21 protein-coding genes are annotated in these 23,032 nt (G+C 74.8%); 7 read left to right on the top strand and 14 right to left on the bottom strand.

Annotated elements, in window-relative coordinates; all coding sequences use genetic code 11:
• Positions 1–32 precede the first annotated feature (32 nt).
• Positions 33–476, bottom strand: coding sequence for an SAV_6107 family HEPN domain-containing protein (locus tag NF338_RS14990; RefSeq protein WP_264031513.1), 444 nt, complete (start codon positions 474–476; stop codon positions 33–35).
• Positions 477–672: 196 nt separating this feature from the next.
• Here NF338_RS14990 and NF338_RS14985 point away from each other — a divergent pair, with 196 nt between their 5' ends.
• A complete protein-coding gene (locus NF338_RS14985) occupies positions 673–1,575 on the top strand; it encodes a fused MFS/spermidine synthase (RefSeq protein ID WP_318783098.1) in 903 nt (300 codons plus the stop codon).
• 84 nt (positions 1,576–1,659) lie between these two features.
• On the opposite strand, the gene NF338_RS14980 is transcribed toward NF338_RS14985, so the two are convergent.
• The 5 genes from NF338_RS14980 to NF338_RS14960 all read right to left on the bottom strand — a co-directional run bounded on the left by NF338_RS14980 (position 1,660) and on the right by NF338_RS14960 (position 6,708).
• The gene (locus tag NF338_RS14980) at positions 1,660–1,863 is read right to left on the bottom strand and encodes a cold-shock protein (RefSeq protein WP_034655075.1); all 204 of its coding nucleotides are present in this window, start codon (positions 1,861–1,863) and stop codon (positions 1,660–1,662) included.
• Between the two features lie 320 nt (positions 1,864–2,183).
• On the bottom strand, positions 2,184–3,110 hold the full coding sequence (locus NF338_RS14975; RefSeq protein WP_264031511.1) for a proteasome assembly chaperone family protein: 927 nt from the start codon (positions 3,108–3,110) through the stop codon (positions 2,184–2,186).
• A gap of 136 nt (positions 3,111–3,246) precedes the next feature.
• A complete protein-coding gene (locus tag NF338_RS14970; RefSeq protein WP_087471801.1) occupies positions 3,247–3,687 on the bottom strand; it encodes a response regulator in 441 nt (146 codons plus the stop codon).
• 34 nt (positions 3,688–3,721) lie between these two features.
• The gene (locus NF338_RS14965; RefSeq protein ID WP_264031510.1) at positions 3,722–5,380 is read right to left on the bottom strand and encodes a sensor histidine kinase; all 1,659 of its coding nucleotides are present in this window, start codon (positions 5,378–5,380) and stop codon (positions 3,722–3,724) included.
• Complete coding sequence (locus NF338_RS14960) at positions 5,377–6,708, bottom strand: PP2C family protein-serine/threonine phosphatase (RefSeq protein ID WP_264031509.1); 1,332 nt, start codon at positions 6,706–6,708, stop codon at positions 5,377–5,379. The genes NF338_RS14965 and NF338_RS14960 overlap by 4 nt, the downstream gene beginning before the upstream one ends.
• Positions 6,709–6,889: 181 nt before the next feature.
• Between NF338_RS14960 and NF338_RS14955 the strand changes: the two genes are divergently transcribed.
• From NF338_RS14955 to NF338_RS14945, 3 genes are all read left to right on the top strand, one after another.
• Positions 6,890–9,181 carry a HelD family protein gene (locus NF338_RS14955; RefSeq protein ID WP_264031508.1) on the top strand — a complete coding sequence of 764 codons (2,292 nt, stop codon included), beginning with the start codon at positions 6,890–6,892 and terminating at the stop codon, positions 9,179–9,181.
• Positions 9,182–9,277: 96 nt separating this feature from the next.
• On the top strand, positions 9,278–10,477 hold the full coding sequence (gene serA / locus NF338_RS14950) for a phosphoglycerate dehydrogenase (RefSeq protein WP_087471799.1): 1,200 nt from the start codon (positions 9,278–9,280) through the stop codon (positions 10,475–10,477).
• Positions 10,478–10,596: 119 nt separating this feature from the next.
• Positions 10,597–11,016, top strand: a complete 420-nt coding sequence (locus NF338_RS14945; RefSeq protein WP_264031507.1) for a pyridoxamine 5'-phosphate oxidase family protein — start codon at positions 10,597–10,599, stop codon at positions 11,014–11,016.
• A gap of 83 nt (positions 11,017–11,099) precedes the next feature.
• Here NF338_RS14945 and NF338_RS14940 read toward each other — a convergent pair whose 3' ends face one another.
• On the bottom strand, positions 11,100–11,294 hold the full coding sequence (locus tag NF338_RS14940) for a DUF5302 domain-containing protein (protein ID WP_047233781.1): 195 nt from the start codon (positions 11,292–11,294) through the stop codon (positions 11,100–11,102).
• Between the two features lie 166 nt (positions 11,295–11,460).
• Between NF338_RS14940 and NF338_RS14935 the strand changes: the two genes are divergently transcribed.
• On the top strand, positions 11,461–12,549 hold the full coding sequence (locus tag NF338_RS14935) for an aldo/keto reductase (protein ID WP_412846950.1): 1,089 nt from the start codon (positions 11,461–11,463) through the stop codon (positions 12,547–12,549).
• Positions 12,550–12,601: 52 nt separating this feature from the next.
• On the opposite strand, the gene nrdR is transcribed toward NF338_RS14935, so the two are convergent.
• Positions 12,602–13,138, bottom strand: coding sequence for a transcriptional regulator NrdR (gene nrdR, locus NF338_RS14930; protein WP_264031506.1), 537 nt, complete (start codon positions 13,136–13,138; stop codon positions 12,602–12,604).
• Positions 13,139–13,566: 428 nt separating this feature from the next.
• On the bottom strand, positions 13,567–13,935 hold the full coding sequence (locus NF338_RS14925; RefSeq protein WP_264031505.1) for a LysM peptidoglycan-binding domain-containing protein: 369 nt from the start codon (positions 13,933–13,935) through the stop codon (positions 13,567–13,569).
• A gap of 332 nt (positions 13,936–14,267) precedes the next feature.
• On the opposite strand from NF338_RS14925, the gene lexA reads away from it, so the two are divergent.
• Complete coding sequence (gene lexA / locus NF338_RS14920) at positions 14,268–15,002, top strand: transcriptional repressor LexA (protein WP_087471796.1); 735 nt, start codon at positions 14,268–14,270, stop codon at positions 15,000–15,002.
• Positions 15,003–15,098: 96 nt separating this feature from the next.
• Here the strand turns inward: lexA and NF338_RS14915 are convergent, their stop codons facing one another.
• From NF338_RS14915 to hflX, 3 genes are all read right to left on the bottom strand, one after another.
• Complete coding sequence (locus tag NF338_RS14915; RefSeq protein ID WP_087471795.1) at positions 15,099–16,109, bottom strand: L-lactate dehydrogenase; 1,011 nt, start codon at positions 16,107–16,109, stop codon at positions 15,099–15,101.
• A gap of 48 nt (positions 16,110–16,157) precedes the next feature.
• The gene (locus NF338_RS14910; RefSeq protein ID WP_412846946.1) at positions 16,158–18,269 is read right to left on the bottom strand and encodes an ATP-dependent DNA helicase; all 2,112 of its coding nucleotides are present in this window, start codon (positions 18,267–18,269) and stop codon (positions 16,158–16,160) included.
• A gap of 133 nt (positions 18,270–18,402) precedes the next feature.
• Positions 18,403–19,962: a GTPase HflX gene (gene hflX / locus NF338_RS14905; RefSeq protein WP_087471794.1), complete on the bottom strand. Its 1,560-nt coding sequence runs from the start codon at positions 19,960–19,962 to the stop codon at positions 18,403–18,405.
• Between the two features lie 158 nt (positions 19,963–20,120).
• Here hflX and NF338_RS14900 point away from each other — a divergent pair, with 158 nt between their 5' ends.
• Positions 20,121–20,831: a class I SAM-dependent methyltransferase gene (locus NF338_RS14900; RefSeq protein ID WP_264031503.1), complete on the top strand. Its 711-nt coding sequence runs from the start codon at positions 20,121–20,123 to the stop codon at positions 20,829–20,831.
• Positions 20,832–20,840: 9 nt separating this feature from the next.
• Here the strand turns inward: NF338_RS14900 and dapF are convergent, their stop codons facing one another.
• Positions 20,841–21,857 carry a diaminopimelate epimerase gene (gene dapF / locus NF338_RS14895; protein ID WP_264031502.1) on the bottom strand — a complete coding sequence of 339 codons (1,017 nt, stop codon included), beginning with the start codon at positions 21,855–21,857 and terminating at the stop codon, positions 20,841–20,843.
• The gene (gene miaA, locus NF338_RS14890) at positions 21,854–22,909 is read right to left on the bottom strand and encodes a tRNA (adenosine(37)-N6)-dimethylallyltransferase MiaA (protein ID WP_264031501.1); all 1,056 of its coding nucleotides are present in this window, start codon (positions 22,907–22,909) and stop codon (positions 21,854–21,856) included. The genes dapF and miaA overlap by 4 nt, the downstream gene beginning before the upstream one ends.
• Positions 22,910–23,032: the final 123 nt, after the last annotated feature.

Below are 23,032 nucleotides of genomic sequence, written 5' to 3'. Positions count from 1 at the left end.
TCACCGGGCACCCGACGCGGGCCACGCCCGGGTCACGACGCCACCGTCCGCAGACCGGGCAGCCGGACGAACCCGGCATCGGGGTCGACGAGCATCGCGACCTCGTCGCGGAAGTCCTCGGCGCACGCCATGAGCTCGTCGGCCCGTTGCGGCGCCACGTCGTCGAACCGACCCGAGTCGACGGCGGCGCGCACGCGCGCCCCGCTCGCGAAGTAGCCGGACCACGCCGCGAGCGACGGCTCGGCGTCCGCGAGCTGGTCCCACACCGAGCGCGCGCGTCCGCGACGCACGGGCCGGGCACGCAGCGCGACGACCGCCGCCGCGGCACGCAGGGCTCCGAGGTGGGCGTGCACGAACCGCTCGCCCGCGTCCTGCGCGAGCGCGGCCGCGACGAGCTCAGCGTCCGCGCGGTCCAGCAGCCGACGGACCTCGGCGGGGACGGCGACCGCCCTCCTCGCGCCTGCTTCGTTCGACATCGCGCACCTCCTCCTCCACTATCGAACACCTGTTCGATCCTGTCAACGTCGGGCGGCCCCCAGCCCGTACCGTGAGCACATGGCTCGCCGCACCTCCCGACGCTCCTCAGGGTCCTCCGCACCACCCACACCCTCCCGGCGCCGGGGCGGCGGGGGCCGAGGCGGGGCCGTCGGGCCAGAGCTGCCGACCGGTCCCGTGCCGACGTCGACGGGGACCGCGCACGTCGAGCGCGACCTCGACCACCCGTCGGCCGTCACGCTCTACGTCAACGGGGTCCCGAGCTCGTACCTCGACCTCGACGACCCCGGGATGCTCGCGTTCGAGTACATGCAGCAGATGGCGGCCGTCGTGGACGAGCTCGCCCCCGGGCCCCTGCGCGCCCTGCACCTCGGCGCGGCGGGGTGCAGCCTGCCGCGCTGGGTCGAGCACACCCGGCCGGGCTCGTCCCAGCTCGGCGTCGACCTCGACGCCCGCCTGCTCGAGCTGGTGCGCACGTGGTTCGACCTGCCGCGGTCCCCCCGCCTCCGGCTGCGCCCCGACGACGCACGGCACGCGGTGGCGGGCCTCCCCGCCGCCTCGTACGACGTCGTCGTGCGCGACGTGTTCGACGGCGACCGCACACCTGACCACCTGGCGACCCGCGGCATGGCGGACGAGGTGCACCGCGTCCTGCGCCCGGGCGGCGTCTACCTCGTCAACTGTGCCGACCGGCCGCCGCTCACCACAGCGCGCCGCGAGACCGCGACCCTCGCGGCGGCGTTCGGGGAGGCGTCCTACGCCGAGGGCCGGGTGGCGGCGATCGCCGAGCCCGCGCAGCTCAAGGGCCGGCGCTACGGCAACGTCGTGCTGGCCGCGGTCCGGGCCGGCACGGGAGCCAGCGCAGGAGCCGGCACAGAAGTCGCCACAGAAGCCGGCACAGGAGCCGACGCAGTGGCACCGACCCTGTCGAGCGCGACGCTCGCTCGCGCGGTCCGCTCGCTCGCCGTCCCGGCACGCGTGGTCACGCGCGACGAGCTCCGCGCGTTCGTGGGCACCGCGCCGGTGCTCGACGATCCCGAGGGAGAGCCGACCGACGGCCTCGCCGCGGGCGGGTCGTGAGACGCGACAGGAGCCGCGCCCGAGGGGCGCGGCTCCTGCGCTGCTGCGACGACCGGCGGACCCGGTCGCCCGACGTCGTGGACGTCAGAGCGGACGAACCTTCTCCGCCTGCGGGCCCTTCGGCCCCTGGGTGATCTCGAACTCGACCCGCTGCGCCTCGTCGAGCGTGCGGTACCCGTTCGACTCGATCGCCGAGTAGTGCACGAAGACGTCGGCACCGCCGCCGTCCTGCGCGATGAAGCCGTAGCCCTTCTCGGCGTTGAACCACTTCACAGAACCCTGCGCCATGCTCTTCCTCTGACCTTCTGTCCATCCGGGACATCAGCGAGCGGACCCTTCGTCCACCCCCGTGCGCCGCAATGCCATGTCCACGTCCTCCGCCGGCGCCCCGGCCGTGTGCGGCCGGCAGGCCCGACGTCGGACCACCCCGCCGGGCGGACCCACGTACCGGCCCTGCACCGGGTCGTGCGCAAGTACGTCACTGCAACGGGTCACAGTGTGGCATGGACCACGTCTGGTCCGCCACGGAGATCGCCACGTCTCGTGCTGATTTTTCGGCACATACCACCCCGGTCCTCGGACCGGGGCGGACGCGGGCGCACCGCGGCTCAGTCGCCCGACTGCTGGGCGAGGAAGCGCTCGAACTCGGCCCCGAGCTCGTCGGCCGTCGGGATCGGCGCGGACTCGGCGAGCAGGCTCGTGCGCCCGACGGAGCGCGCGAACGCGTCGTACTGCTCCTCGAGGGCGCGCACGACGGCCGCGACCTCCTCGGAGTCGCGCACCTGACGCTCGACCTCGGTCGTCGCGTCCTGCACCGCCTCCGCGAGCCCCCTCGTCGCGAGGTCCAGACCGGTGACCCGCTGCACGTGCTCGAGCGCGACCACCGCCGCGGGCGGGTACGACGACTGCGCCAGGTAGTGCGGCACGTGCACCGTGAAGCCGAGCGCGTCGTGCTCCGCCCGACCGAGCCGCAGCTCCAGCAGGGCGGCGAGGCTGGCCGGGACCTTCACCGTGCCGAACCACGACGTGTGCTCCCCCAGCAGCTCGGGCCGCGTCGCGTGCGCCGTGACCGAGAGCGGACGCGTGTGCGGGATCCCCATCGGGATGCCGTGGAAGCCGACCGTGAGGGACACCCCGAGGCGCTCGACGACGTCGCGCACCGCGGCGACCACGCGCTCCCACTGCACGTCCGGCTCGGCGCCGTGCAGCAGCAGGAACCCCGTCCCCTCGGCGTCGCGCACGTGGTCGATCACCAGGTGCGGCTCGTCGTAGTCGGACCAGCGGTCGGTGCTGAAGGTCATCGTGGCGCGCTTGGAGCGGTAGTCGAGGAGCTGGTCGACGTCGAACGTCACCACGCGGGTGACCTCGCCGATCTCCAGCAGGTGGTCGACCGCGACCTCGCCCGCGCTGCCCGCGTCGACGAACCCCGCGACGGCGTGCAGCAGCACGGGCCCCGCGCCCACCTCGGGCGGCGTGGGCCACAGGCGTGCCACGGCCTGCTCGTCGAGCTCGTAGATCCCGCGAGGGTCCAGCATGCATCCTCCTCGTGACGTCCTTCGCCCGTGCGCTGCCGACGGCGCGCGGCGGGCCTGACGAGGACAACACGGCTCGGCCCGCCGTTCTTCCCGGACCGGCACGACCGCGCGGACCCGCGTCGGGCCCGCGCCCGGGTCAGCGACCGGGCAGCCGCACCACCGAGACGAAGAAGTCGTCGATCTGGCGCACCACGTCGATGAAGCGGTCGAAGTCGACGGGCTTGGTCACGTAGGCGTTGGCGTGCAGCGAATAGCTGCGCACGACGTCCTCCTCGGCCTCCGACGTGGTCAGCACGACGACCGGGATCTTGCGCAGCGCCTCGTCCGCCTTGAGCTCGGCGAGGACCTCGCGCCCGTCCATCCGGGGCAGGTTGAGGTCGAGGAGGATCAGGTCCGGCGTCGGGGCGCCCGCGTGCTCACCCTCCTTGCGCAGGAACTGCAGCGCGCTCACCCCGTCGGAGACCACCGAGAGGCGGTTGGTGACCTTGTGGTCCTCGAACGCCTCGCGCGTCATGAGCACGTCGCCGGGGTCGTCCTCCACCAGGAGGACGTCGATCGGCTTGCTGCCGTGGCTCATGCGGGGCTCTCCTCGTCGTCGGGGCGCGGCAGCGTCACCCAGGGGTCGCTCCGGGTCGTTGCTCCGTGCCGTCGTGGTCGGAGCGAGCGTAGCCGACCTGCGCGTGCACGTACGCGTGGGCGAGCGTGAAGCGGACCGTCGTCCCGCCCTCGCGCGGCTCGATCCAGATCCGGCCGCCGTGGTACTCGACGATGCGCTTGCACAGCGCGAGGCCGATCCCGGTGCCCTCGTACACGTCCTTGGCGTGCAGGCGCTGGAAGATGACGAACACGCGCTCCGCGTACTGCGGGTCGATCCCGATCCCGTTGTCCTCGACGGAGATCTCCCAGTGCGTGTCGCGCGCGAGGACCCCCAGGTGCACGGCCGGCGGCCGGTCCGGGTCGCGGAACTTCAGCGCGTTGCCGACGAGGTTGGCGAGCAGCTGGTGCAGGAGCGCGCGCTCGCCGACGACGACGGGCAGCGGGTCGTGCGTGATGCTCGCCCCGGTCTCCGCGACCTTCTCGGACAGGTCCTCGAGCACGCCCTCGAGCTCCCGCTCGAGGTCCACGTCGACGCGCTCGCTGCCCGTCCGGCCGACGCGCGAGAACCCGAGCAGGTCCTGGATGAGCCGTTGCATGCGCTTGGCGCCGTCGACCGCGAAGTCGATGTACTGGTCCGCGCGGTCGTCGAGCTCCCCGCCGTACCGCTTCTTGAGGAGCTGCGTGAAGCTCGCGACCTTGCGCAGCGGCTCCTGGAGGTCGTGGGACGCGACGTAGGCGAACTGCTCGAGGTCGCGGTTGGACCGCTCGAGCTCGCTCGCCTGCTCGGCCAGGAGCGCGTGCGAGCGGGCGGCGTCCTCGTGCGACGCCTTGATCTCGGCGACCTGGTTCACGAGCTCGACGCGCATGTGCTCGACGTCCTGGGCGAGGTCCGCGATCTCCGCAGGGCCCGAGGTCACGACCGGCTCGTCGAGGCTCCCGGAGCTCACGAGCCGCACGCGGTGCGCGAGCTCGGCCATCGGCTCGGTCACCCAGCGCTTGAGGCACACCCAGAGGATGATCCCGACCGCGAGCGCCGAGCCGACGAGGACGAGGACGCTCCCGAAGAGCGCCCGGCTCCACCGGTCGAGCGCGTCGAGCCGCTCCACGCGCTCGGCCCGCAGCGCGTCGACGTACCGCGCGGTGTCGGCCCGGGCGGCCGCGAACAGCTCGGCGCCGTGGGCCTGGTCGACGGCCCGCACCCGCCCCGGTCCGTCGTCCTCGGTGGTCGCGATGGCCGGCTCGGCGTAGTCGGTGACCCAGGCCCGCACCGAGGTGTCGGACTGCGCGGCCAGCGCCGCGAGCTCCGCGCCGAACCCGAGGCGGTCGACGAGGGTGGGGTCCGGCACGACGCCCTCGGCGTCCGTCCCCACCGCGCGCGTGTAGGCCTCGAGGGCGGTGTCGTCGCCGGTCGCGACGTACGCGCGGACCGCGACCTCGGCGTCGAGCAGGCCCACGTACGCGGCGTCGGCCTCGGTCACCGCGTCGAAGAACGGCCCGGTCACCTCGCTCTGGATGGTGAGCACGCGCGAGAGCGCGATCGCCGAGGTCGCGAGGACACCGAGGAGGATCACGCCCGCGACGACGAGCGCCCACCCGAGCCGGCGGCGCAGGGTCGGGGCACGATGCCGCCCGCCGTGCTCCGCACCGGTCGTCACGCTCGCCGTCGGCGTCACCGTGCCCACTCGTCCGAGTCCGCGAGGGTGGCCGTGCGCTCGCCGGGGGTCCCCTCGTCCCCGCCCCAGCCGATCACGAGGAGCGCGGCATCGTCCGCCAGCGGACCGCCGTGCAGGTCGCGCACGCGGCGGAAGACCCGCTCCACGACCCCCTCGACGCCCTGCTCGAGCGCGCTGTCGACGGCGCGGCGCAGGCCGTCGACGCCGACGCGCTCCGGGCGGGTCCGTGGCCCCGTGGCGCCTCCGGGCCCCGCGACGGTCGCCTCGACGAGCCCGTCCGTGTAGAGCATGAGCGCCCAGCGCTCCCCGAGGTCGACGGCCTGGGAGGTCCACCCGCCCTGGACGGGGATGCCGAGCGCGCGGCCACGCGCCGTGGGCGTGATCTCGGTCGCGGTGTCGCGCAGCAGGAGCGGGGCGAGGTGCCCCGCGAGATAGACCTCGGCGCGACGGCGGTCCGCGGAGACCACGACCTGGCAGAGCGTGACGAAGACCTCGGGACGCGCGCGCTCGGGCACGAGGACGCGCTCGAGGAGCGGGAGGATGCCGTCCGGCTGGGTGTCGGAGAGCACGATGGTGCGCCAGGCCGTGCGCAGCGTCGCACCCAGCGCGGCCTCGTCCGGACCATGGCCCGCGACGTCGCCGATGACGCACAGGACGCTCCCGTCCGGGCGCTCGACCGCGTCGAAGAAGTCGCCGCCCAGGAGGCCGTTGCCGCCGGGGACGTAGCCCACCATGACGTCGAGCCGCTCGTCCTGGACGAGCGGTGTGGGCAGGAGCGCGCGCTCCAGCCGCGCGGTCTCGGCCGCCCGCACCTCGCTCCGGTACAGCGCCCGCTGCTGCTCGACGGACATGCGCCGCTGCACGGCATAGCGCACCGAACGGCCCAGCAGGTCGCCGTCGACCTCACCCTTCACCAGGTAGTCGTCGGCTCCGGCCGCGACGGCCTGGACGCCGAGGTCGATGCCCGAGTGTCCCGTGAGGACCACCAGGGCGGGCGGGTGGGCCCCGGTCCGCACCCGCTCGACCGCCGACAGCCCGACGGAGTCGGGAAGCCCGAGGTCCAGCAGGACGCAGTCGACGTGCGTGGAGACGAGCATCTCGAGCGCGGCGTCGAGCGTCGTCGCACGGTCGAGCTCGACCGTCAGGTTGCCGTCGGACAGCAGCTCCTCGACGAGGATCGCGTCGCCGTCGTCGTCCTCGACGAGGAGGATGCGCAGCTCGTCCGTCGGGGCGAGGACCGCGCGCCCGGACAGCACCTGGTCACGCGCGGCGGCCTCGTCGCCCCGCGCAGAGGGTCGCGCGGGGACCCGACGGTCGGTCCCGGTCACGACGCCCGCTCCCCTCTGGTCGCCATGGCCCACGATCCTAGCCTCAGCCGTGCGTCGGGCCCGGTCGCGGGCGCGGGACGCGCCGAGGACGGGTCCGGAGACCCACGCTCGTGGGCCATAATGGACGGCCGTGTCACGGGCGTGCGCTCGGGCGCGACGCCCGGCCGAGGGAAGGGACAGCGTGGGACGCAACGACGAGCTCCGGCTCGAGCAGGAGGTCGTGGACACCCTCTACGCGCGCCTCGACGAGCTGCGCGCCGCCGCCCGTGCGCGGCTCGACGGCGTCCGTCGGTCCGGCCCGTCCGGCTCGCCGCAGAACCGGAGCGAGCGCGACGCGTTCGCGACCCTGTACGAGGACCGCGTCGCCCAGCTCGACGCGGTCGAGGACCGGCTCGCGTTCGGCCGTCTCGACCTCGACGACGGCACGCGCCGCTACGTCGGGCGCATCGGGCTGACCGACGCCGAGCACACGAGCCTCCTCACCGACTGGCGCGCCCCCGCGGCGCAGTCCTTCTACCGCGCGACCGCGGCACACCCCGACGGCGTCGTCCGGCGGCGGCATCTGGTGACGCGCGGGCGCGACGTGACGGGGCTCGAGGACGAGCTCCTGGACCTGGACGCGCCGGAGGCCGTGACCGGGACGACGCTCTCGGGCGAGGGCGCGCTCCTCGCGGCCATGGCGGCGGGACGCACCGGGCGCATGGGCGACATCGTCGCGACGATCCAGGCCGAGCAGGACGCGATCATCCGGTCGGGGCTGGCGGGCGCGCTCGTCGTGCAGGGCGGCCCGGGCACGGGCAAGACGGCCGTAGCCCTGCACCGCGCCGCGTATCTCCTCTACGCGCACCGAAGGGTGCTGGAGCGCTCGGGGGTCCTCCTCGTCGGCCCGAGCCACTCGTTCCTGCGGTACATCGACCAGGTGCTGCCGTCGCTCGGCGAGACGGGGGTCGTCAGCACGACGATCGCCGACCTCGTCCCCGGCATCGTCGCCGACGGCGCGGAGGACCCTCGCGTCGCGCGCGTCAAGGGCCGAGCGGTCATGGCCCGGGCGGTGCGACGCGCGGTGCGTGCGCGCGAGCGCGTGCCCGCGGCGGACGTGCCGGTGCGCCTCGACGGCCACGACCTGCTGATCCGGCGCCGCGACGTCCGCGACGCGATCGCCAAGGCCCGGCGCACGCACAAGCCGCACAACCTCGCGCGCGTGACCTTCGTCCGCGAGATGCTCTCGCGGCTCGTCGAGCAGTACGGCCGCCAGCTCGGCGAGCCGCTCGTCGGCGAGGACCGCGCGCTCGCGCTCGAGGACCTGCGCTCCCACCGCGACGTGCGCGTCGCGCTCAACCTCGCGTGGCTGCCCCTCACGCCGGAGCGCCTCGTCGAGGACCTGTGGACCAAGCCGCACCGGCTCGCCGAGGCGGCGCCCGAGCTCTCGCCCGCCGACCGACGCCTGCTGGAGCGGCCGAAGGGCTCGCCGTGGACGCCCGCCGACGTCCCCCTGCTCGACGAGGCCGCCGAGCTCCTCGGCGAGGACGACCAGGCGGAACGGGCCGAGGCCGCCGCCCGGGCGGCGCAGCGCGCGCAGGACCTGGAGTACGCGCGGCAGGTGCTCGAGTCGTCCGGCGCGGGCGGCGGGATCGTCGGCGCGGACGTGCTGGCCGAGCGCTTCTCCGCGACCGGCCCGCGCCTCACGACGGCGGAGCGCGCCGCGCAGGACCGGACGTGGGCCTACGGGCACGTCGTGGTCGACGAGGCCCAGGAGCTCTCCGCGATGGCGTGGCGCATGCTCGTGCGCCGGTGCCCGACGCGCTCGTTCACCGTCGTCGGCGACGTCGCGCAGACGTCGTCGCTCGCGGGGGCGCGCTCGTGGAAGGGCATGCTCGACCCGGTCTTCCGCGACGCGTGGCGCCTCGCCGAGCTGACCGTCAACTACCGGACCCCCGCCTCCGTCGCCGACGCCGCCCGCCGCGCCGCCCTCGCCGCGGGGCTGCCGGTCTCGCCGCTGACGTCCGCGCGAGACGTGGAGGACGCCCTGCGCCTCGTGGAGGCGACGTCCGCCGACCTCCTCGCCCGGGTCCGGGTCGAGGCCGACGCGGCGCGCGCGGAGTTCGTCGCCGCCGAGACGGGGCGGGTCGCCGTCGTCGCCGCCGCGCCGGCCGTCCCCGCCCTGCGCGCGGCCCTCGGCCTCGAGGACGCCGGCCCGGACGCGCCGCTCACGGTCCTCGACCCGGTCCAGGTGAAGGGGCTCGAGTTCGACGCCGTCGTGCTCGTGGAGCCCGCCGAGGTCGCGACCGGCCCCTCCGGCGCCTCTGACCTGTACGTCGCCATGACCCGCCCGACCCAGCGCCTGGTCGTCGTGCACGCTCGCGCGCTCCCGGCGGGCGTGGCCGGTCCAGGGACGGGCACGAGCACGACGAGCACGCGGACGAGCACCCGGACGAGCACGGACGCGGACGACGGGGCCCGCGTCGCCCCGTGACGCGGCCGGTCCGCGGGCCGCGGGAGGGCCGTTCACCTCGTCCCGAGGGTCAAGACCCGTTTGGTCCGGACCACGGACCGGGCGCACCATGGGAGCGTGCTACGCGCCCTCCTCCTTGAAAACCTGCACCCTCTCGCCGCCTCGAACCTCGAGGCGGCGGGCATCGACGTCACCGTCCGCACCGGCGCCCTCGACGAGTCCGAGCTGATCGAGGCCCTCGACGGGGTCCACCTGCTCGGCATCCGGTCCAAGACGAACGTCACTGCGAACGTGCTCGAGAACGCCCCCGACCTCGTGGCGCTCGGCGCGTTCTGCATCGGGACGAACCAGATCGACCTGCGCTCCGCCGCGACGCAGGGCGTCGCGGTGTTCAACGCCCCGTTCCAGAACACGCGCTCCGTCGTCGAGCTCGCGCTCGCCGAGATCATCGCGCTCACGCGCCGCCTCACCGAGCGCGACCGCGCGCTGCACGAGGGCCGCTGGGACAAGTCGGCGGAGGGGGCGCACGAGGTCCGCGGCCGCACGCTCGGCATCGTGGGGTACGGCAACATCGGCACCCAGCTCTCGGTCGTCGCGGAGAACCTCGGCATGTCCGTGGTCTTCTACGACACGGCGGAGAAGCTCGCGCTCGGCAACGCGCGCCGCATGGACACGCTCGACGAGCTGCTGGAGCAGGCGGACGTCGTCACGCTGCACGTCGACGGCCGCCAGGGCAACGCCGGGCTGTTCGGCGCCAAGCAGTTCGCCCGCATGCGTCAGGGCTCGATCTTCCTCAACCTCTCGCGCGGGTTCGTCGTGGACTACGGCGCGCTGCGCGAGGCGATCGTCGAGGGCCGCGTCTCCGGCGCCGCCGTCGACGTGTTCCCGCAGGAGCCCAAGCGCAAGGGAGACAGCTTCGACTCCGAGCTGCGCGGTCTGCCGAACGTCATCCTCACGCCGCACATCGGCGGCTCGACCGAGGAGGCGCAGGAGGCGATCGGCCAGTTCGTCTCGGCCAAGCTGCGCGACTACCTCACGACGGGCTCGACGACGCTCAGCGTCAACGTGCCGAACCTCGCGCTCGAGCAGACGACCGGGATCACGCGCATCACGCACCTGCACCGGAACACGCCGGGCGTCCTCGCAGCCGTCAACGCGACCCTCGCGGAGCACGGCACGAACATCGAGGGCCAGCTCCTCGCGACGCGTGGCGAGATCGGCTACGTCGTCACGGACGTCGGCTCGCGCGTCGAGCCCGCCGTCATCGAGGCGCTGGCCGCGATGGAGCAGACGATCGCCCTGCGCGTCCTCGACTGAGGCCCACCACGAGGAGCCTCGCCGCGTGCACCGGTGACCCCGGCGCACGCGGCGAAGGTCCTCGGGCGGCATGACCTTCGCCGCTGAGCGCCCCGTGCGCTGCGGTGCCACGATGAGGCATGACCGGATACACGCACGACGGGCCGCAGATCCTCGACGCCGACGCGTCGTGGGACCTCGTGGAGGGGACCCACGTCGCACGCCTCGCCGTGAGCGTGCGGGGCGAGCCGGACATCTACCCCGTGACCGTCCGCGCGCACGAGCGCACGCTCGCGTTCCGCACCGTGCCCGGGACCAAGCTCGCGACGCTCACGACCAACGAGCGCGTGGCGCTCGAGTGGGATCACGTCGACGACGACGGGGCCTGGAGCGTCGTCGCCCACGGGACTGCGCACCGGGTGCGCACCGAGCACGAGGTCGACGCCGTCCTGGAGGACGCGGCCCCTCTCGTTCCCGTCGTCGACGTGCCGACCGAGGAGTGGGTCGTCATCGAGGTACGCGAGCTGACCGGCCGACGCTTCGCGCGTTCGGACACCTAGCGACCGACGTTGTCCCGGACGTGCGTCGTCCGGCCGCCCCGACGGGGCGACCGGACGACGACGAGCGCTGAGCCGGACCGCGGTCAGCCCGACTTGCGGCGGAACGTGCGCTGGACCGGGCCCACGGTCTCGGACCCGTGCACCGACCCGGTGTTCGACTCGCCGTCGGCCGTGCGGTGGCGCGCCGCGTTCTTCCGGTCGAGCGCCTCTCGGAACTTCGCCTTGGCCTCGTCGGTCGGTGCGGTGTCTGCAGCGGATCGCTGCTGGTCGGACGCCATGGCGGTCTCCTCGTCGATGGGGGAACTCGGTCGTGCACTGCGGTCGGCCCGACGGTGCGGGCACGTCGCCAGCCTCCCGCACCCCGTCGCCGGACGCCACCTGATTTGTCCGCCGGCGGGCCCGCCCCGGGCGGACGGTCGCCGGGCGTCGGGTAGCGTCGGCCTCGTGCTGCCCGACTCCTCCTCCGCTCCCGCCGCCCGCCCGCCCGGGGGGTCGCCCACGGCCCGCGGCCCGCTGCCGCACCGCCGGCTCGGTCGTTCCGGGCTGGCGCTGCCGACCGTGTCGCTGGGCCTGTGGCAGAACTTCGGCGGCGCCGACCCGGAGGCGACCCAGCGCGAGATCGTGCTGCACGCGGTCGACCGCGGGGTGACCCACCTCGACCTCGCGAACAACTACGGCCCGCCGGGCGGAGCGGCCGAGGAGTCGCTGGGGCACCTGCTCGCACGCGAGCTGCGCCCGGTACGCGACGAGCTCGTCGTGACGACCAAGGCCGGCTACCGCATGGGGCCCGGTCCGTACGGCGAGGGCGGCTCGCGCAAGTACCTGCTCTCCTCGCTGGACGCGTCCCTGCGTCGCCTCGGGCTCGACCACGTCGACATCTTCTACTCCCACCGCTTCGACCCGACGACGCCGCTCGAGGAGACCGTCGGCGCGCTCGCCAGCGCGGTCCGTTCCGGGCGGGCGCGGTACGCGGGCATCTCGTCCTACTCGGCGCGCCGCACCCGCGAGGCGCTGCGCGTCGCGGAGCGGCTCGGCGTCGACCTCGTCGTGACCCAGGTGTCGTACTCGATGCTCAACCGGTGGGTCGAGGAGCCCGACCCGCACGACCCCGCAGGCGCGTCCGTGCTCGACGTCGCCGGCGCCGAGGGCCTCGGCGTCGTGGCCTTCTCTCCCCTCGCCCAGGGGATGCTCACCGACCGGTACCTGCGCGGGGTCCCGGACGGCTCTCGCGCGGCGCGCGGGGGCCCGCTACGACCGGCGTTCCTCTCCGACGCGAACCTCGACCGCGTCCGCCGTCTCGACGGCCTCGCCCGCGACCACGGGCGCAGCCTCGCCACGACGGCGATCCTCTGGGCGATGCGGGACGAGCGCGTCACCTCGGTCCTGCTCGGCGCGAGCTCGACTCGCCAGCTCGACGAGAACCTCGCGGCGCTCGACGCGCCAGGGCTCTCCGCCGAGGAGCTCGCCGCCGTCGACGACCTGCCCGCGGACACCGGCATCAACATCTGGGCATCGCGGTCCAGCGACCTGTAGCCCGGCGAGACCAACGTCTCGTGGACGGCGGGCAGGGCCACGGGACGGGACCTCAGGCGTGCGGCGCGGACTCCTCCCGCGCGTCCGCTGCGGGAGCGGCGCCGTCCGGGCCGTCGGCTCGTGCCGCCGCCGACTCGCGCTCCTCGCGCTCGACCCGGAGCGAGGTGATCGCGCTCTCGAAGTCCTCGAGCGAGTCGAACGCCTGGTAGACGCTCGCGAACCGCAGGTAGGCGACCTCGTCGAGCTCACGCAGCGGCCCGAGGATCGCGAGCCCGATCTCGTACGCGTCGAGCTCGGCGCTGCCGCTCGCCCGGATCGTCTCCTCGACGCGCTGCGCGAGCACCGCCAGGTCGTCCTCGTTGACGGGGCGCCCCTGGCAGGCCTTGCGCACGCCGTTGACGATCTTCTCGCGCGAGAAGGGCTCCGTGACGCCCGAGCGCTTGACCACGGACAGGCTCGCGGTCTCGATCGTCGTGAAGCGGCGGTTGCACTCGGGGCACTGGCGACGCCGACGGATCGACGCGCCGTCGTCCGAGGTGCGCGAGTCGACGACGCGGGAGTCCGCGTGGCGGCAGAACGGGCAGTGCATGGCGGGCTCCTCCGCGGTCGGCGCCGACGGGTCGGCGCGACGAACGTATGCCGTCGCGGCGGGGCGGTGCAACACGCCTCCGACGCCGCGCCCCGCCCGAGGACTGGCGGCCGCGAGCGGGCGACGGCTCGTGGACAGCAGAACGGGGGCGGTCGTGGTCGACCGCCCCCGTCGGGACGCCCCCGTCCCCATCTCGCGCGTGACTCGCCTCACGCGCGGCGACGTGCACAGGAGTCGCGGTGGACCGCGTGCTCCTCGCCTCGTCCGCCCAGCCCCCCAGCCGGCGTTGTGAGGTGCCACTAACTTAGGTGGACCTAATCAGCCACGCAACCCCTGACGGCCGGTGCGGGCCGGATCCGCACCGTGTCCTGCGTCACATCACGCCCTCGTCCCCGCCGACACCGACGGGCGGACCCGCCATGCCTCCTCTATGCGGACGCCGGAAGGAGGATCTTCTGCCCGGCCTGGAGGCCCGACGACGAGAGCCCGTTGAGCTCGGCGAGCCCGCTCACGACGTCGCGCAGGTCCTCACCCGGAGCAGCCACGCCCTGCGCGAGCTCCCACAGCGTCTCCCCTGCGGCCACGACGTGGACCCGGACCTCCACGGGCTCGCCCGGCCCGCTCGCGACGGCGACGCCCACGCGCGCGGCGAGCAGGAGCACCACGGCCGCCAGGAGCACGAGGACCACCCGGCCCCGCCGCGTCAGTCGCAGCGGTCGGCCGCCCGCGCGCTCCGGCACCGCAGCCCCGTCCGCGCGGCCGAGGGGCCCGACCGCCGAGATCGCCATCGCATCCATGCCTGCTCCGTCCCGGCTCGCGGGCCCGATCGCCTTCCCCGGTCGATCGGACGCCGCGAGCCCTTCGCCTCCGTGCCGACCGGGTCGGTCGAACACGTGTACGTAGAACACCTGTACGAAGGTCTATCACGAACGACCGACAGAGTCGAGACATGCTCGAACAGGTGTTTGATTCGTGTCGCAACCTCCCCTAGCCTGGGGTCAGGTCGGTTCGCCGGACATGTCCGCTCGGACCTGGAGGAACGACCGAGGTCCCGGTGCGCACGCCCCGGGGAGGGGAGGCCGCAGGCCGGGAGGCGTCGGCGGCCGCGACGGACGAAGGCGGAGCGACCATGGCGGCACGAGGCACGGACAGGGCACGGGGGCTCGCCGAGGTGCGCGAGCTCCCGGACGGGTCGGCGGGGGGTGACGGGCTCACGCCGCGGCAGCGCCTCGTGCTCGAGACCATCCGCGCATGCGTCGAGCAGCGCGGCTACCCGCCGAGCATGCGGGAGATCGGCGAGGCCGTCGGCCTGACGAGCCCGTCGTCCGTGAAGCACCAGCTCACGACGCTCGAGCGCAAGGGTTTCCTGCGGCGCGACCCGAACCGTCCCCGCGCGATCGAGGTCGTCCAGCCGGACGACGCGCGCCGCGCGACCCCGCTCGGGGCGGCGGGCGCGGCGCCCCAGCCCGCCTACGACGAGGCGCACCCCGCGCCGTCGTACGTCCCGGTCGTCGGACGCATCGCGGCCGGCGGGCCGATCCTCGCGGAGCAGGTCGTCGAGGACGTCTTCCCGCTGCCCCGCCAGCTCGTCGGCGAGGGTGAGCTCTTCCTCCTGCGGGTCCAGGGCGACTCGATGATCGACGCCGCGATCTGCGACGGCGACTGGGTCGTCGTGCGCCGCCAGCCGGTCGCGGAGAACGGCGAGATCGTCGCGGCGATGATCGACGGCGAGGCCACGGTGAAGTCCCTGCGCCGCGCCGACGGTCGTGTCTGGCTCATGCCGCACAACGCCGCGTACGACCCGATCCCGGGCGACGACGCCCAGGTCCTGGGGCGCGTCGTCTCCGTCCTGCGCAGCCTCTGAGCGACCGGGGTCCCTACCCTCCGCACGCCGAGAGCCGGGTGGTCGTCGACCACCCGGCTCTCGCGGTGCTCGGACCCGGGCCGCGGGCGGGGTCGGTCAGAGACCGAAGCGGCGAGCGACGGCGCGCAGCGACTCGGCGGACGACCGCAGGCCGGCGAGCTCCGCGTCGGCGAGCGGGACCTCGACCCGCTCGGCGGCGCCCCGGCGGTCGACCAGCGTCGGCAGCGAGAGGCAGACGTCGTCCAGCCCGTACGCGCCGTCCAGGAGCGTCGAGACGGGCAGGATGCGGTGCTCGTCGTCGAGCACGGCCTCGATGATGCGCGTGCCCGCGAGCCCGACGGCGTAGTTCGTCGCGCCCTTGCCCTCGATGATCCGGTAGGCCGACTGCACCACCTCGCGCGCGATGTCGTCACGGACGTCCCCGGTGAGAGGTCCCCGTCCGCCGAGACCAGGCCATTCGAGGAGCGGCACCCCGCCGATGGTCGCCGAGCTCCACAGCGGGATCTCGCTGTCGCCGTGCTCGCCCGCGATGTACGCGTGGACGTTCTGCACCGCGACTCCGCAGTGCTGGGCCACGAGGAAGCGCAGGCGCGACGAGTCGAGCACGGTCCCGCTGCCGAAGAGCTGCGTCGGCGGCAGCCCGGAGAACTTGAGCGCCGCGTACGTCACGATGTCGACGGGGTTCGTCACCATGACGTAGACCGCGTCCGGGGCGACCTCCACCAGCCCGGGCAGGATCGTGCGCATGAGGCCGATCGTGCCCTCGGCGAGGTCGAGCCGCGTCTGGCCGGGCTTCTGCTTCGCCCCGGCGGTCACGACGACGACGTCCGCCCCCGCGCACACCGCGACGTCGTCCGACCCCTCGACGCGGGCCATCGGCATGAACTGGATGCCGTGCTGGAGGTCGAGCACCTCCGCCTCGACCTTCGCCCGGTTGACGTCCAGGAGCGCCACCGTGCGCGCGGCCCCGCGCATGAGGGCCGCGTAGGCCAACGTCGACCCGACGGCGCCGGCCCCGACGATCGCGAGCTTGGTGGTCCGCGCTCCCCCTCCCGTTCCGCCCGTGGTCGCGTCGCCCGTGCCCTGCGGGGACGTGCTCGTCGTCATGTCGCCTCCGTGAAGTTCGCTGGATCCCTGATGCTCGCGGGAAAGGACTCAGCCTAGGGCGGCGAGGCGCCGGAGCGCAGCGGTAGCGACGTCGCGGTCCGTCGTCTGCCAGAACCCCGGCATGGACCGCGTGAGGAACGTGCCGTAGCGCGCGGTCACGAGGCGCGGGTCGAGGACCGCGACCACGCCGCGGTCCGCCGTGGACCGGACGAGCCGGCCGGCTCCCTGGGCCAGGAGGAGCGCGGCGTGCGTCGCGGAGACCTGCATGAACCCGTTGCCGCCCGCGGCCTCGACGGCCCGGGCCCGGGCGGACTTCACCGGGTCGTCCGGGCGCGGGAACGGGATGCGGTCGATGAGCACGAGCTGGCACGACGGCCCCGGGACGTCGACGCCCTGCCACAGCGACAGCGTGCCGAACAGGCACGTCGCCGGGTCGGCGGCGAACTCGCGCACGAGCGTCGGGAGCTGGTCGTCCCCCTGGCACAGGATCGGCACGTCGAGCCGCTCGCGCATCGCCTCCGCCGCGGCGACCGCGGCGCGGCGTGACGAGAACAGGCCGAGCGTGCGCCCGCCCGCGGCCTCCACGAGGGCGGCGATCTCGTCGAGCTGGTGCTCCGTGGACGCCTCGCGGCCGGGCGTCGGGAGGCCCTTGGCGACGTAGAGGATGCCCTGCCGCGCGTAGTCGAACGGGCTGCCGACGTCGAGCCCGCGCCACCGCGGCGCGTCGGCAGACTTCTCCTCACCACCGCTCCCGAGCCCGAAGGTGCGAGCGACCGCGTCGAAGCTCCCGCCGAGCGCGAGGGTCGCGGACGTGAACACGCCGGTCCGCTCGGCCAGCAGGTGCGTCCGGATGAGGCCCGCGACGCCCAGCGGGGCCGCGTGCAGGCGGCTCGCACCCTCCCCGAAGCGGTCGGACGACCAGCCACCCTCGCCGGGCCGCGAGCACCAGAGCACGTCGTGCCCGGTCGGGTCGGCGGCCATGCGCTCGGCGACCTCGAAGAGCTGCAGCATGGTCGACTGCGCCATCTTCAGCCCGGAGTCGGGCTGGGCCGGTTTGGTGACCCCGGTCTCGGGCTTGAGCGTCGAGAGGACCTCGCGCGCGGCGTCGCGCACCGCGGCGACGGCGGAGCGCGCGCCGTCGGGCAGCCCGTCCGGGAACCGCTCGGCGGGCAGCGCGCCGACGACCGTCCCGAACGCGGCCGACGCGGCGTCCAGCGCGTCCGTCGTCACGCCCCCGTGCCGCCGCGCGAGGCGCGCCGCGCTCTCGATCGCCGGGACCGAGAGGTCGACCGTCGCGGCCGCGGTCACCCGGTCGGCGAGCTCGTGCGCCTCGTCGACGACGAGCACGTCGTGCTCGGGCAGCACGCCCGGCGAGCCCATCGCGGCGATGCCGAGCATCGCGTGGTTGGTCACGACGACATCGGCCTCGCGCGCCGTCGCGCGCGCCTTCTCCGGGAAGCACTCGGCGAGCATCGGGCACCGCTGACCGAGACACTCGAGCGCGGTGACCGAGACCTGCCGCCACGCCTTGTCGCTCACGCCGGGCACGAGGTCGTCCCGGTCGCCAGTCGACGTCTCGTCGGCCCACTCCCGCAGCCGCACGACCTGCTCGCCGAGCGCGGCCGCGCTGGTCCCGCCGCGCGCGGCGGGGTGGTCGGCGGCGCCCGCGGACTCGCCCGGCAGGTCGAACAGCGTCGGCTCGTCGGCCGGGTACCCGCCCGCGATCTTGTGGACGCACAGGTAGTTGTGCCACCCCTTGAGGAGCGCGATCGTGGCGGGCCGCGGGAGACGGTCCGCCACGGCGTCGGCGACGAGCGGCAGGTCGCGGGTGATGACCTGGCGCTGGAGCGCGAGGGTCGCCGTCGAGACGATCACCCGCTCGTCGGTCGCCACCGCGTGCCGCACGGCCGGCACGAGGTACCCGAGCGACTTGCCCGTGCCCGTCCCCGCCTGCACGACGAGGTGCTCCGACCCCTCGATCGCGTCGGTGACCGCGCGCGCCATCGCGTGCTGGCCGTCGCGCCGTGCGCCGCCGAGGCGCGTCACGGCGACGTCGAGCAGCGCGTCGACGTCGGGCACCTCGCCCGCCGAGGCACCGGCCGTCGTCCCCGGCCCCTCGGCGTCGACGCGGTCGGGGGCGGGTCGCGTGGAGGGGGGCACCCGCCGAGTCTACGGTCGCTCGCCCACGGGGCGGCGGCCCTGTGGACGACGGCGCCGGGCACGGCGCGACCCCGTGCGGCAGGCGCCGCACGGGGTCGTGGAGAACGTCGGGCCGGGGTCCGGTGCGGGCCGGTCAGCCCTGGGCCGAGGCCCCGACGAGCTCGGTCGCGAGCGCCTGGGCGACGCGACCGCGCAGGAGCGTGCCCTCGGGCGTGTGCTCCTCGTGGTCGATCTCGCCCTCGGTGTGGACCCGGTGCACGAGGTCGCCGCGGTGGTAGGGCACGACGACGTCGATCTCGACGTCCGGGCGGGGCAGCTCGTGCGCGATGAGCTCGCGCAGGTGCTCGATCCCCTCGCCCGTGTGCGCCGAGACCACCACCGTGCGCCGCTCGCGCAGGCGGATCCGCGCGATCGTCTCGGGGTCCGCGACGTCGGCCTTGTTGAGGACGATCACCTCGGGCACGTCCTCCACGCCCGGGATGTCGGCCAGGACGTGGCGCACCGCCGCGATCTGGCCCTCGGGGTCGGGGTGCGACGCGTCCACCACGTGGAGCAGCAGGTCGGCGTCGCCGACCTCCTCGAGCGTCGACCGGAACGCCTCGACGAGCTGGTGCGGCAGCGCGCGCACGAACCCGACGGTGTCGGCGAGCGTGTACACGCGACCGTCCTCGGTGCGCGTGCGGCGCACCGTGGGGTCGAGCGTCGCGAACAGGGCGTTCTCGACGAGCACGCCCGCGCCCGTGATGGCGTTGAGCAGGCTCGACTTGCCCGCGTTCGTGTAGCCCGCGATCGCGACGGACGGGACCGCGTGCCGCTTGCGCGACGCGCGCTTGGTCTCGCGGCCCGGGGCCATCGCCTGGATCTCCCGGCGCAGCTTGGCCATGCGGTTGCGGATGCGGCGGCGGTCCAGCTCGATCTTCGTCTCACCGGGACCACGCGAGCCCATTCCCGCGCCCGCGCCGCCGACCTGACCACCGGCCTGCCGGGACATCGACTCGCCCCACCCGCGCAGGCGCGGGAGGAGGTACTCGAGCTGGGCGAGCTCGACCTGCGCCTTGCCCTCCCGGGACTTCGCGTGCTGGGCGAAGATGTCGAGGATCAGGGCCGTCCGGTCGATCACCTTGACCTTGACGATGTCCTCGAGCGCGCGCCGCTGGGAGGGCGCGAGCTCGCCGTCGATCACGACCGTGTCGGCGCCGCTGGCGGCGACGACGTCGGCCAGCTCGGCCGCCTTGCCGGAGCCCAGGTACGTGCCCGGGTCGGGCTTCGCGCGGCGCTGGATGACGCCGTCGAGCACCTGGGAGCCCGCCGTCTCGGCGAGGGCCGCGAGCTCGCGCAGCGAGATCTCGGCCTCCTCCGCGGACGAGGGCGCGCCGTCCTCGCGCGGGTCGGAGCCGGGGCTCCACAGCCCGACGAGCACGACCTTCTCGAGGCGCAGCTGCCGGTACTCGACCTCGGTGACGTCCTCGAGCTCGGTCGACAGACCGACCACGCGGCGCAACGCGCTGCGCGCCTCGAGCTCGAGCTGCTCGCCGTCGTGCTGCGCATGGACCGTACCGCCCTCGGCGCGCGCCGTCCCGGCCCGAGCGAGCACCCGTGCCACGACGTCGCTCGCGATGTCCCGCGTCGCGCCGGTCGGCTCGTCCTGAGCCGGGGTGGGGTTCGCCGGTGTGTTTGCCGGGGTAGCGCTCATGTGCCGCCTTTCGTCGGGAAGAGGCGCGCGTGCGCCCTGGTGACAGAACAAGCGTGGCACGGAAAAACGTCCCGAGGCCAGCGGATAAGCGGGTGAGGCCCGCGCCGACGGGCCGGACCCCCACCACCGCGGGGTGTGCCCGCGTAGGATCGGCCGACGTGACCGAGGACCAGGACCCCACCGTCGACCCTGCGCACGACGGCGCGCAGGACCATTACTTCACCGCCCGGCCGGCGTCCGCCGCCGAGCGCCGCACGATCTCCGTGCGCCTCGCCGGCCGTGACGTCGAGGTGGAGGTGGCCTCGGGCGTCTTCTCCCCCGGGCGCCTCGACCTCGGCACGCAGGTCCTGCTCCGGACCACCCCGCCGCTCGACGCCGTCCTCGCGACCCGGTCCGCCCGCGCGGACGGCGGGTCCGACGACGGCGTGGCGCACGTCCTCGACCTCGGCTGCGGCTGGGGACCGGTCGCCCTCACGATGGCCCTCGAGGCCCCCGACGCGACCGTGTGGGCGGTCGACGTCAACGAGCGCGCGCTCGACCTCGTGCGGCGCAACGCGGAGCGGCTGGGCCTGACGAACGTCCGTGCGGTCGTGCCGGACGAGGTACCCGCCGACGTCGCGTTCGCCGCGCTGTGGTCGAACCCGCCGATCCGGGTCGGCAAGGACGTCCTGCACGCGATGCTGCTGCACTGGCTCCCGCGCCTCGCGCCGGGCGCGAGCGCGCACCTCGTCGTGCAGCGCAACCTCGGGTCGGACTCGCTCCAGCGGTGGCTCGCCGAGGCGCTGCCACCGCTCCTGCCGGGCGCGGTCGTCGAGCGCGCCGCGAGCGCGAAGGGGTTCCGGGTGCTGGAGGTCGTGGCCCCGGGCTGAGCCCGGCCGTCAGACCGACGCGCGGTCGTCCTCGGCCGCGACGGACTCGGCCTCGTGGTCGTCCGCGGTCGTGGCAACGCCGTCGTCGTCGGGCTCCGGGGCGGCCGGAGCGGGCAGGAGCGACGCCAGGTCGACCTCGCCCGCGTAGACGAGCTCGGCGGGACCCGCGAGCTCGACGCGGTCGCCCTCGAGCGCCCGCACGCGCACCGTCCCGCCCGGGACCTCGACGAGCCAGGCGTCCGGCGCGTCCGGGCCCCCCCAGACGCGGACCGCGAGCGCCGCGGCGCACGCGCCGGTGCCGCACGACGGCGTCTCCCCGACGCCGCGCTCGTGCACGCGCATGCGGACGCGCCCGACGAGCGTGCCGTCGTCGGCCGTCGTCTCGCCGAGCGGCACCACGAGCTCGACGTTCGTCCCGTGCGCCGGGTGCGGCTCGACGACCGGCGCCTCCGTGAGGTCCGCGCGCGCCAGCACGTCCTCGCGCGCGACGGCGAGCACCGTGTGCGGGTTGCCGAGGTCGACGCTCAGCGCGGGGCGCGGGACCTCCCAGCCGCGGACGACGACGGTCGCGTCGTAGCCGTCGTGCAGCGCGGGCCGGCCACCGGGGAGGAACCACCGGCCCATGTCGACCGCGAACCAGCCGTCGTCCTCCTTGCGCACGCGCTTGACGCCCGCGCGCGTCCCGACGGGGACCTCGTTGCCGCCCGCGAAGCTGACGAGCCCGAGCCGCTCGGCGAACGCGGCGAACACGCGCACGCCGTTGCCGCACATCTCGGCGACGGAGCCGTCGGCGTTGCGGTAGTCCATGAACCAGATGGCGTGCGGGTCCTCCGTGAGCACCTCGCGCGACTCGGGTACGAGCGCGGTCGGGACGAGGCGGATGACGCCGTCGCCACCGATCCCGCCGCGGCGGTCCGCGAGCGCGCGCACGAGCTCGGGCGTGAGGTCGAGCTCGCCCTTCGTGTCCGCGAGCAGCACGAAGTCGTTGCGGGTCCCGTGGCCCTTGGTGAAGCGGGTGCGCGTCATGAGCCCAGACTACGGCGCACCGGGGCGTCGCTGTCCGCTTCGTCCGGCTCGGGGACGTCGCCCCGCGCGACGGCGTCCGCGCGCTCGTCGGCCCGGTCCACGAGCGCGAGCGCGTCCTCGACGCGAGTCGGGGACTGGGCGTCGAGCCAGTGCACGCGCGGGTCGCGGCCGAACCAGCCCATCTGCTTGCGCGCGAGGCGACGGGTGTTCGCGGTGACGGCCTCGCGCGCCGCGTCCTCGGTCGTCTCCCCGTGGAGCGCGGCCAGCACCTCGGCGTACCCGACGGCACGACGCGCGGTGCGGCCCATCCCCTGCGCGTCGACGCGGCGCACCTCCTCGACGAGCCCCTGCGCCCACATGCGCTCGACGCGTCCGGCCACGCGCGCGTCGAGGACCTCGCGGTCGCAGTCGAGACCGACCTGGACGGTCGGGCGCACGTAGGCCTGCCGCGGGAGGTTCGCCGTGAACGGCTCGCCCGTGAGCTCCATGACCTCCAGGGCGCGCACGATCCGCCGCGTGTTGGCGGGGCCGATGCTCGCGGCGGCCGCAGGATCGCGCCGCGCCAGCTCGTCGTGCAGCGCGCGCGTCCCCTCGGCCTCGGCGCGCGCCTCGAGCGCCGCGCGCACGGCGGGGTCCGTCCCGGGGAACCGCATGTCGTCGAGGAGCGCGCGCACGTACAGGCCCGACCCACCCACGACGACGGCGCGCGCCCCGCGCGCGGCGATCTCGTCGAGCACTCGCCGGGCCTCGGCCTGGTAGCGCGCGACCGACGCGTCCTCGACCGGGTCGATCACGTCGAGCAGGTGGTGACGCACGCCGCGGCGCTCGTCGACGGGGACCTTCGCGGTGCCGACGTCCATGCCGCGGTAGAGCTGGTAGGCGTCGGCGTTGACGATCTCCGCCGGCGCCCCGGGGACGGACAGCCGCTCGGCCAGGTCGAGGGCGAGGTCCGACTTGCCGGTGGCGGTCGGGCCCACGACGGCGACGACGACGCGGCGGTCGCGCTGGTGGCTCCCGTCGTGCGCACCGGTCGGGTCGTGCTCGGTTTTCACCCGCGCAACGGTACCGGCAGGGTTGCCCGGGCATGGGTCGTGTGGGCGGTGATGCGTAGTGTGTCCGGTGGACGGTCCGCCTGCTCGCGGTCCCGCCACCCACCCCGTCGCGTGCCCCGACCT

The organism is Cellulosimicrobium sp. SH8 (assembly GCF_025818875.1).
Taxonomy (GTDB): domain Bacteria; phylum Actinomycetota; class Actinomycetes; order Actinomycetales; family Cellulomonadaceae; genus Cellulosimicrobium; species Cellulosimicrobium cellulans_D.
This window is presented reverse-complemented; position numbering and strand designations above follow the sequence as displayed.

What these genes read in the sequence shown, in the direction of transcription:
- NF338_RS14990 (WP_264031513.1), bottom strand. Translation starts at nt 476, where the DNA reads ATGTCGAACGAAGCAGGCGCGAGGAGGGCGGTCGCCGTCCCCGCCGAG.
- NF338_RS14980 (WP_034655075.1), bottom strand. Translation starts at nt 1,863, where the DNA reads ATGGCGCAGGGTTCTGTGAAGTGGTTCAACGCCGAGAAGGGCTACGGC.
- NF338_RS14975 (WP_264031511.1), bottom strand. Translation starts at nt 3,110, where the DNA reads ATGCTGGACCCTCGCGGGATCTACGAGCTCGACGAGCAGGCCGTGGCA.
- NF338_RS14970 (WP_087471801.1), bottom strand. Translation starts at nt 3,687, where the DNA reads ATGAGCCACGGCAGCAAGCCGATCGACGTCCTCCTGGTGGAGGACGAC.
- NF338_RS14945 (WP_264031507.1), top strand. Translation starts at nt 10,597, where the DNA reads ATGACCGGATACACGCACGACGGGCCGCAGATCCTCGACGCCGACGCG.
- NF338_RS14940 (WP_047233781.1), bottom strand. Translation starts at nt 11,294, where the DNA reads ATGGCGTCCGACCAGCAGCGATCCGCTGCAGACACCGCACCGACCGAC.
- nrdR (WP_264031506.1), bottom strand. Translation starts at nt 13,138, where the DNA reads ATGCACTGCCCGTTCTGCCGCCACGCGGACTCCCGCGTCGTCGACTCG.
- NF338_RS14925 (WP_264031505.1), bottom strand. Translation starts at nt 13,935, where the DNA reads ATGGATGCGATGGCGATCTCGGCGGTCGGGCCCCTCGGCCGCGCGGAC.
- lexA (WP_087471796.1), top strand. Translation starts at nt 14,268, where the DNA reads ATGGCGGCACGAGGCACGGACAGGGCACGGGGGCTCGCCGAGGTGCGC.
- NF338_RS14915 (WP_087471795.1), bottom strand. Translation starts at nt 16,109, where the DNA reads ATGACGACGAGCACGTCCCCGCAGGGCACGGGCGACGCGACCACGGGC.
- hflX (WP_087471794.1), bottom strand. Translation starts at nt 19,962, where the DNA reads ATGAGCGCTACCCCGGCAAACACACCGGCGAACCCCACCCCGGCTCAG.
- dapF (WP_264031502.1), bottom strand. Translation starts at nt 21,857, where the DNA reads ATGACGCGCACCCGCTTCACCAAGGGCCACGGGACCCGCAACGACTTC.